Origin of the sequence: Nostoc sp. UIC 10630 (assembly GCF_010747425.1) — a bacterium.
GTDB lineage: Bacteria > Cyanobacteriota > Cyanobacteriia > Cyanobacteriales > Nostocaceae > Nostoc.
Genome location: NZ_JAAGOG010000277.1, coordinates 1 through 8,611, shown reverse-complemented (window position 1 = coordinate 8,611; position 8,611 = coordinate 1). Strand labels below are relative to the sequence as shown.

Below are 8,611 nucleotides of genomic sequence, written 5' to 3'. Positions count from 1 at the left end.
CGCTTTAAGCTCTCCGCTTCAGGCACTTATTCAATATAGCGAACACACCCCCTCATGTCAACTATTTTCTCCAAAAACATTTTGGACAGCTTTTCTATCGCCATCAAAGCCTTAGAGTGTAAGAGTTTTAAGCTATAGTATTCCTGGAAGTTACTAAGGAAGCAATATATTTGTGAGCAGTTCTGGTGTTTTACCGCCTTGGCTGGTTTTAGATCCTCTTTTGCGTGGCTGGTTGTTGGAGGATATTGGCCGGGGCGATCGCACAACAAATACGTTACTAGCAGAAGATGTGACGCTAGGCTCGGCTAAATGGATAGCTAAAGCTCCAGGCATAACTGCTGGCTTACCAATTGCAGCTCGGGTGTTTCAGCTTTTGAATGAAAAAGTCAGCTTTACGGCGGTTGTGGCTGAAGGTACATGGTGTGAGCCGGGACAGGTAGTAGCTGAAATTCATGGTTCGCTGGATGCGCTGCTGATGGGGGAACGAGTTGCGCTCAATTTGGTTATGCGGTTGAGTGGGATTGCTACGCTGACTAACATATATGTAGAGAAAATTGCTGATTTACCTGCTCAGTTGGTGGATACGCGCAAAACTACACCTGGACTGAGACTGTTAGAAAAATACGCGACTGCTTTGGGCGGGGCGATTAATCACCGTATGGGATTGGATGATGCAGTGATGATTAAGGATAATCACATTGCGGCGGCAGGTGGAATTGAAAAAGCAGTTACCCGTATTCGTTCTCAAATACCTTATCCCTTGACAATAGAGGTAGAGACTGAAAGTTTAGAGCAGGTGAAAGAAGCTTTGAAGCACAATGTTGACATTATCATGTTAGACAATATGCCTGTGAATATGATGCGTGAGGCGGTGCAGTTGATTCGCGAGCGGAATAGCCGGGTGAAAATAGAGGCTTCAGGGAATGTGACTTTAGAGACGATTCGCAGTGTGGCAGAGACTGGTGTTGAATATATTTCTAGCAGTGCGCCGATTACTCAGTCGAAGTGGTTGGATTTGAGTATGAGGATTGCACTTTAGATAAGTAAGGTGAATTATTTTATTACAAAGTTTGTATAGTCTTGGGTTTTTGAAGGATAAAATTTCACTAAAAAAATAAGAGTGTTGAAAGTTTTGAACCCGGGGACTGTTTGAGTCCTGCTTAGGAGATTGTTGTGGTGAATCCTGCTATAAAGCGGTCTTTGTTGACCAAGTTGTGAGGGTCTACCACTTCTTATAAGATACAAGGTTGGTTCTTGTTCCTGATGCTGTTGGCAAAATATAACTTTATACTTTAAATCACCAAAAAACCTGATTTTTTCGTAGCTTGGTTTGGCTAAATGAAAACCAATATTTTTAGAAACGACAGGTTTATCGTTGAATTAAAATATTAAGAAATAATTTACCAATAGCATCAGAAATGAAACCCAAGCTAGCCTTATAATTTTTGTAGCTTATGAAGCAAGCGTTTTTTAAGTTCCTCAGCCAAATCTATCAGTAACACTTCTACTTGCTCACCTGTTTTCAAATTTTTCAGAGAAGACTTTTGTGTTGCTGCTTCCTCAGAACCAATAATTACACAAAATTGAATTCCTTGTTTATCGGCTAGCTGAAATTGTTTACCCAAGGGACGCTTATCAAAGTTAGTGATAACATTAATTCCACATTGACGCAGATGTTGCGAAACTTTTAAATAAGTTGGCATTAAATCTTCTTGTATATTTACTACCATCACCTGGGCTGGTGTAGCAGGTAAGGTACTAAGAATACCAGCTTTTAACAATCGACTAATTAAGCGAGTTAAACCAATAGAAATACCTACACCAGGCATTTTTTCACCCAAGAATACCCCAACTAATTCTTCATATCTCCCGCCAGAACAGATGCTACCTAAAGCTTCATGTCCTAATAAAGTTGTTTCGTAAACTGTACCAGTATAGTAATCAAGACCACGAGCAATGGATAAATCAATACAGAAACGATTCTCGGACACTCCGAGATTACGCACGCCTGTAATTACCGTTTCTAATTCGCTAATCCCCAGGCTTAATTGCTCGGTTTCTGGCAGGTTTTGGGTGAGATGCTTAAGTTTAGTTAATACTTCATCAACAGAACCATCAATTTTAATAAAATCAATAATTTTTTGAGTCTGTTCTCCTGAAACTTCCTCTTTTTCTAATTCTTGCTTTACTTTATTTTCACCAATTTTTTCTAAATTGTCAACAATACCAATACACGATTTAATTTTATCTTCAGTAATTCCTACTGACTTAAAAAAACCTGTAAGAACTTTACGATTATTGATGCGAATCAAAAAATTACCAATATTTATTGCTTCAAATATCTCAGTGATAATTGCAGGCATTTGAGCATCATAGAGCAAGCTGAGTTCACGACGAGCAACTACATCAATATCACATTGGCGGAACTGACGAAAACGCCCATCTTTCGCGCGTTCTCCTCGAAAAACCACATCCATTTGGTAGCGGGCAAAGGGAAAGGTTAACTCATTCAGGTGACGGGCAATATAAGCTGCTAAAGGAACTGTTTGATCAAACTTTAATGCTCTTGCTTCCGAACCCGTTTCGCCCGATTTATCTCTCTCGGCTTGTCGATTTGGTGGCAGAATGGGGTCAATGCCATAAATGATATTATCGCCTTGATTTCCTTTAGCTTGCAGCACTTCTAAACGTTCTACAGCAGGTGTTTCTATGGGCGTAAATCCATAGCTTTCAAAAACTCTACGGATGATATCTAGCAAATATAATTCTAGACGCTTTTCATTAGGCAGAAATTCTGGGAAACCACTAGGAGTAGAAAAGTTTATTTTGTCACCTTTTGCCATGCTTGTACCTTACTAAGTTGAAATTTGAGATGAGAGCCTAACCATTTGAAGCCGTGGCTACACAAACAAAGTCCGCTTGTGCGGACTAGAGAAGAATGATTGATTTCTGAAAACAGAAATTACTATCTTAGCCGTTCTTCTTGGATTAAAGTCCGTTGAAAGATTTTATTATTCTTAAACCAATGCCAAGTACGGGCACGATTATTAGTATCAGGACTAATGTAGATCATTTCGTATATACTCATTTCTGGGTTTGTTTTATAACTAAACCACAAAATCACAACAGAATCATCAATCTCCCAGGCTTTTCCTTGGATGCGCTCGGTGTCAAACCAGAGTTTATTATCTTTATAGCTTCCTGGAAATTCATGCTTTTCTTCTTTCCCATCAGACCACTTGTAGCGATTGATTTGATAGTAGGGATGAGGGCCATTTTCTGGAAATTGACAGGTTAAGTGAGACTCATAACTATCGAGGATTTTTCCTGTTGTATCAATCAATGTATAAGTTCCTACCCAATCTCCTTCATGACGGGCAAGTACGGGCATTCCTTCTCGAAGATTAGACATTGCAATTCACCTCTCAAAAACTTTGGGTAAGGGATACAACACAAGGGAACTACCTACACTTACTGCCGGGTGACGGACTCAAACCGCAAGTTCCCTTTGGTTGTAGCAGGACGCAAATCATTAGCCATTTCTCGTACTAGTGTTTGAGTCACACTAGGTTCTACGCCGCAAAGCCTATTATATAATGCTGTATGTAGTACTAACAATTCGATTTAGCACTCTGCTTTTCTAGCTTGTATGGACTAATTTTTGAATTCTACACGCAACCAATTGTCCATTAATTGTGCAAGTTAAATTTGGAATTGGTACAAAATGAAATGGTGCGTTACGCTTAAAATCGTAACGCACCATACTTAATATTTAATATTTACCAATTCTCTTTTGCGTATTAGTAGATACCACTTTCTCGATTTAGTTGTTCATCATGCTTGGCAATGACCCAAATTGCATGAATACTGCCGGGTAGCCAGCCTAGAACTGTGAGCAAAATGTTGATAAATAATGTAGGGCCAATTCCAACTGTCAGGAAAACACCTAAAGGAGGTACTAACAAACCTAGAAGATAACGAACTAATTTCATGATTTTGCTGTATTTTGGTGATTTTGTTTAGTTACATTCTTTGAAGATGCCGATTTTGAAAATCCACCTTCGGATATTTTATATGGAGTAGAAAATCGATGAAATTACTATTTCTACTCCCTTTAATATTTATCTAGAAGGTAATTCATTTTGGCTTTTAACATCAGCGCCGCCGGTTAAAAGATTTTTTTCAACGAAGTAGTTGTTAATGAAAGTGTTAGCAAAGGTTAGAATCACTGGCCCAAGAAGGAAACCAATAATTCCACTGACTGAGAAGCCAGGAACTAGAACTGCTGCTAACCAAAAACACAAACCGTTGACGACGAGCGAGAATGCTCCAAATGATAGAAAGTTAAGTGGTAGGGAGAGAGCAGACAGAACTGGTTTAACTGAACCGTTAATTAGACCAATTACTAAAGCGGCAATCAAAGCTGCGGGAAAATTAGCAATATTAACGCCTGGAACAACTAAATCAACAATCAACAGGCTCAAAGCTGTAGCTAGGGCGGTTAATAATGGTGTCAACATTTTTTTGACCTAATCTTTTTTGTTTGTAACTTCTTATCTCATCTTTAACTATGTGCCAGACTTTCACCTCTCTTGCAAGATAGAATTTGCTTCTACCATTAGGTCTATTATTGAGAAAACTATAGTGGTTATCATATTGATGCACTAAGTTGTAAAGGCGTATAGCTATGCGTCCTTAATGTGATGCCATGTTTTTAAGGGTGGGTTAAATTTGTTTAACACACCCTACGAATTTAAGATTAATTTAATCAGATTTTCCAGACTCAGGCTTATAGTAAAGGGCTGACTTATATAAGACTTGTTCTTGATGGGTTTTTAAAGTGCAATTAGACAAGGGATAAGTTACACAAGTAACAACATAACCAGCTTGTATTTCACTTGGGCGCAGAAATTTTTGCTCGCTTTGATTAACTTCACCGCTAATGAGTTTGGCAATACAAGCAGAACATTCGCCTTGTTTACACCCAGATGGTAGACGGATACCAGCTTCTTCTGCTATATCCAGAATATATTGATCGTCTGGTACTTGAATGGTGCGATCTAACCCAAGCGTAGGATTGATGAATCGAACTTGATAAACTACCATCGGCTGTTTCTAATTATTGTTTAACTGTTTTCATCGACAAACTAATCCGCTTCAGCTTCTCGTTGATTTCTAACACCTGCACTTTAACTACTTGTCCGACTTTGACAACTCTGTTGGGATCGTCTACAAATCTATCAGTAAGTTGGGATATATGCACTAAGCCATCTTGATGTACGCCGATATCAACAAAAGCCCCAAAGTTAGCGACATTTGTCACGATTCCTTCTAGTTCCATTCCCACCTTTAAGTCTCTGATTTCCTTAATTCCTTCTTTGAAGGTGGCATACTTAAACTCAGCACGGGGATCTCTACCTGGTTTTTCTAGTTCGCTGAGGATGTCGCGCAGTGTAGGTTCGCCGACGCTATCGGTAACATATTTTTTCAGGTTGGTCTTTTTGAGTTTTTCGGCAATTTGTGTCACCTGATTTAATGGCACATTTAGATCGGATGCGATCGCTTCTACTACAGAATAACTCTCTGGATGCACTGCTGTATTATCCAATGGGTTGTCACCGCCGCGAATCCGTAGAAAACCCGCAGCTTGTTCAAAAGCCTTTGGCCCCAGCTTCGGAACTTTCAAAAGTTGGCGGCGATTTTTAAAGGCTCCATTCTGGTTACGATAGGCGACAATGTTATTGGCAACTGTTGCCGTAATCCCAGAGACGGAAGTCAGAAGTTCTTTGGAGGCGGTGTTCAAGTCTACGCCGACATAGTTAACGCAGCTTTCTACAGTGTCATCCAATTTCTTTTTCAACAACTTCTGATCGACATCGTGCTGATATTGTCCCACACCAATAGATTTGGGATCGATTTTCACTAGTTCGGCTAAAGGGTCTTGCAAACGGCGGCCGATGCTAATAGCACCGCGCACGGTAATATCTAAATCGGGAAACTCTTCAAGCGCTACAGTACTCGCAGAATATATAGATGCGCCGGACTCATTCACCATTACCTTAACGGGTTTGCGTTCTATTGTTTGTAATACTTGCGTCACAAATTCTTCTGTCTCGCGGGAAGCTGTACCGTTACCAATGGCGATTAACTCAATTTTGTACTTTTCAATCAGACTTTTGACAGTTTGTGCTGCTTTCGCGCGTTGTTCAGCCGCTTGATGAGGAAAAACCGCTTGATATTCCAAAAATTTTCCTGTTTGGTCGAGGACAGCAACTTTACACCCAGTTCTAAATCCAGGGTCTATGGCCAAGGTTGGTTTCATTCCTGCTGGTGCAGACAGTAACAACTCTCGAAGATTAGTTTCAAATGTTTTGATTGATTCTATGTCTGCGTAGATTTTTTTCTCAGAAATGACCTCTCCCATTAGAGAGATTTTCATCAAACGGTTAAATGCATCCTTCAACATCGCCTGATAAAAATCACGAATTGGCCGAACTTTGGTTTTAATTTCTTTCGACTCAAGATAGTAAAGTACCGTATCTTCATCAAAATAAATTTCAAAGCTTAATATTTTTTCGGTTTCACCCCGACACAAGGCCAGCATATTATGGGGTGCAATATTTTTTACCCTAATTTGATAGTTACGGTACATCTCAAATTTGGTTGTACCTTCGGGATAATCATCTTTGATGCGGGAGACAAATACTCCTTCTTCTAAAAGATAATCGCGGATATATGACCGTAATTCCGCTTTTTCAGCGACTTCTTCCGCTAAAATATCAGCAGCACCTTTAAGCGCCTCTTCTGCTGTTTTGACTCCCGTGGTTTCAGAAATATACTTAGCTGCTTCTTCCTCCAGTGAAGCCGTTGCAGAATTTTTGAGATTTAGCGACTTGATGAATTCTGCCAGTGGTTCAAGTCCTTTTTCTCTGGCGATAGTGGCGCGGGTGCGACGCTTGGGTCGATAGGGTAAGTATAAATCCTCAAGTTCAGTTTTTTGTAAGCAGAATGAGATTTTGGCTTTGAGTTCATCTGTAAGTTTACCTTGTTGGGCGATCGCACTTAAAATCACCGATTTTCTTTCTTCCAGTTCTGTTAAATAAGTATATCGATCAGCCAGTTCACGTAGTTGCACTTCATTCATTTCATCGGTGCGCTCTTTACGATAACGTGCAATAAAGGGAATTGTTGCACCCTCCGCCAAAAGTTCCAGCGCGTTTTGCACCTGATGAGGTTTGAGGTTTATTTCAGTCGCCAGTAATTGAGGAATGTTCAGCATTAGGTGTGTAAAATGCAAAAAAACAAAAATGCTACTTCTAAAGGTAATATGCTAGATCCTTATCCTGGCGCAAGGCCAAAGTTTTAAGCTAATTTACCAGATGATTGTTCACAAGCGTATAAGCCAAAGAGACAAAACCCACCTACGCAAGTAAGTTTTAAACCCTATTAATCCGCGTAGATGAAGAAGAGTTTGTATAGCATAGCGCAGCTTATCCTGAGTCGGGAGAGGGTTAGAACAAGCATCGCCAAGACACTTGTATAAGTATACACTTAAACATTGCTACACATAGTGTCTTAATATCCCTACTTTGAAAGCTTGTTACACGCAGTATCTACCACAAACGAAGGATTTATTCGTTAAGCTTTTGGGTGCTTCATCTATCGCAATAATTATTCAAATTGGTGTAAGATATAATGTTGCGTAACCTTGATTTTCTCTAATATTTATTTAGTTCGACTGTTGTGCCTAAAAGCTTATTGGATGTAAAATTGACCACAATTACCAAAACAATTTGTTTTATAAGCACAATAAATAACTTTTCATTCAGAGGTTTGCTAAGATGCCTTTGTTTTTCTTGATACCACTGTGTACTGCTTTAGCCACGGGCTACATGTTTAAAAAGAGTACTGATGAAATTGCATATCTTGCGGGTGTATTCGCAGCTATTAGCTTGATTTTAAGTCTAGTATTGGCACCCTGGCAGATTCAGTTTGGATTGTTAATCGCTGTCTTAATCATTACGAACAGACTTTTGCAGAAAAATGAGTTCAAACAAACTGAAGCTACAGGAAAACAACCTAGAGAAATTAAATAATCTCAACCACGACAAAATATTTTTTCTCAACTTTAAACTGCTAAAAATCATAAGTCACCTAACCTAGTAATGTCCTTAAAAACAAAACTTAGTAAATTTTTGATGAAAAGCGCCTCGATATGTGTATAATTTTGACCACTTCTTGAAACTGTACTGTATTTATTATTTACTAATAATGGTAGGCTTCATTTTCTAATTCAGGGAATAAACTCCATATTTAGGTTAAGTATTGTTGAACTTTTCCATTTGAAAGGCGATGCAAGCTTTTAAAAAGCTATTTATAATCAATCATAATATCAAATAAAGTTTGATCGTAAAATTCAGAAATCGAGTTTTCCATCTTCCTAGGTATCATAAGTGACCTAGGGAGGTTCTGAGATGTATAAAATTTAATATCTTCGTGGATAATATAAAAAACAATTCAGACTATCGGTTTTCATCTATGGTGTGTGCTGCATTTAACTAATACTTTGATGTGTTATAATATACATTTTATTGTCTGCACTGTTGTTCAA

General features: G+C 38.9%; 8 protein-coding genes. 2 read left to right on the top strand and 6 right to left on the bottom strand.

Annotated features, from left to right (window positions below; genetic code table 11):
- Positions 1–172: 172 nt before the first annotated feature.
- Positions 173–1,039, top strand: coding sequence for a carboxylating nicotinate-nucleotide diphosphorylase (nadC, locus tag G1O98_RS34740; protein ID WP_163938331.1), 867 nt, complete (start codon positions 173–175; stop codon positions 1,037–1,039).
- Positions 1,040–1,436: 397 nt separating this feature from the next.
- Here the strand turns inward: nadC and hisS are convergent, their stop codons facing one another.
- From hisS to G1O98_RS34710, 6 genes are all read right to left on the bottom strand, one after another.
- The gene (gene hisS / locus G1O98_RS34735; RefSeq protein WP_163938328.1) at positions 1,437–2,843 is read right to left on the bottom strand and encodes a histidine--tRNA ligase; all 1,407 of its coding nucleotides are present in this window, start codon (positions 2,841–2,843) and stop codon (positions 1,437–1,439) included.
- Positions 2,844–2,965: 122 nt separating this feature from the next.
- Positions 2,966–3,412 carry a DUF3598 family protein gene (locus G1O98_RS34730; protein ID WP_163938326.1) on the bottom strand — a complete coding sequence of 149 codons (447 nt, stop codon included), beginning with the start codon at positions 3,410–3,412 and terminating at the stop codon, positions 2,966–2,968.
- A 388-nt stretch (positions 3,413–3,800) separates the two neighbouring features.
- Positions 3,801–3,992 (bottom strand): YqaE/Pmp3 family membrane protein, encoded by a 192-nt coding sequence (locus G1O98_RS34725; RefSeq protein WP_114080493.1) that lies wholly within the window; start codon positions 3,990–3,992, stop codon positions 3,801–3,803.
- 129 nt (positions 3,993–4,121) lie between these two features.
- A complete protein-coding gene (locus G1O98_RS34720) occupies positions 4,122–4,520 on the bottom strand; it encodes a phage holin family protein (RefSeq protein ID WP_163938324.1) in 399 nt (132 codons plus the stop codon).
- Positions 4,521–4,764: 244 nt separating this feature from the next.
- A complete protein-coding gene (locus G1O98_RS34715; RefSeq protein ID WP_163938322.1) occupies positions 4,765–5,106 on the bottom strand; it encodes a 2Fe-2S iron-sulfur cluster-binding protein in 342 nt (113 codons plus the stop codon).
- 13 nt (positions 5,107–5,119) lie between these two features.
- Complete coding sequence (locus tag G1O98_RS34710; protein WP_163938320.1) at positions 5,120–7,279, bottom strand: Tex family protein; 2,160 nt, start codon at positions 7,277–7,279, stop codon at positions 5,120–5,122.
- A 562-nt stretch (positions 7,280–7,841) separates the two neighbouring features.
- Here G1O98_RS34710 and G1O98_RS34705 point away from each other — a divergent pair.
- The gene (locus G1O98_RS34705; protein WP_114080489.1) at positions 7,842–8,096 is read left to right on the top strand and encodes a hypothetical protein; all 255 of its coding nucleotides are present in this window, start codon (positions 7,842–7,844) and stop codon (positions 8,094–8,096) included.
- Positions 8,097–8,611: the final 515 nt, after the last annotated feature.

Coding starts and splice junctions, on each gene's coding strand:
- hisS (WP_163938328.1), bottom strand. CDS start 2,843: ATGGCAAAAGGTGACAAAATAAACTTTTCTACTCCTAGTGGTTTCCCA.
- G1O98_RS34705 (WP_114080489.1), top strand. CDS start 7,842: ATGCCTTTGTTTTTCTTGATACCACTGTGTACTGCTTTAGCCACGGGC.
- G1O98_RS34715 (WP_163938322.1), bottom strand. CDS start 5,106: ATGGTAGTTTATCAAGTTCGATTCATCAATCCTACGCTTGGGTTAGAT.
- G1O98_RS34710 (WP_163938320.1), bottom strand. CDS start 7,279: ATGCTGAACATTCCTCAATTACTGGCGACTGAAATAAACCTCAAACCT.
- G1O98_RS34725 (WP_114080493.1), bottom strand. CDS start 3,992: ATGAAATTAGTTCGTTATCTTCTAGGTTTGTTAGTACCTCCTTTAGGT.
- G1O98_RS34720 (WP_163938324.1), bottom strand. CDS start 4,520: ATGTTGACACCATTATTAACCGCCCTAGCTACAGCTTTGAGCCTGTTG.
- G1O98_RS34730 (WP_163938326.1), bottom strand. CDS start 3,412: ATGTCTAATCTTCGAGAAGGAATGCCCGTACTTGCCCGTCATGAAGGA.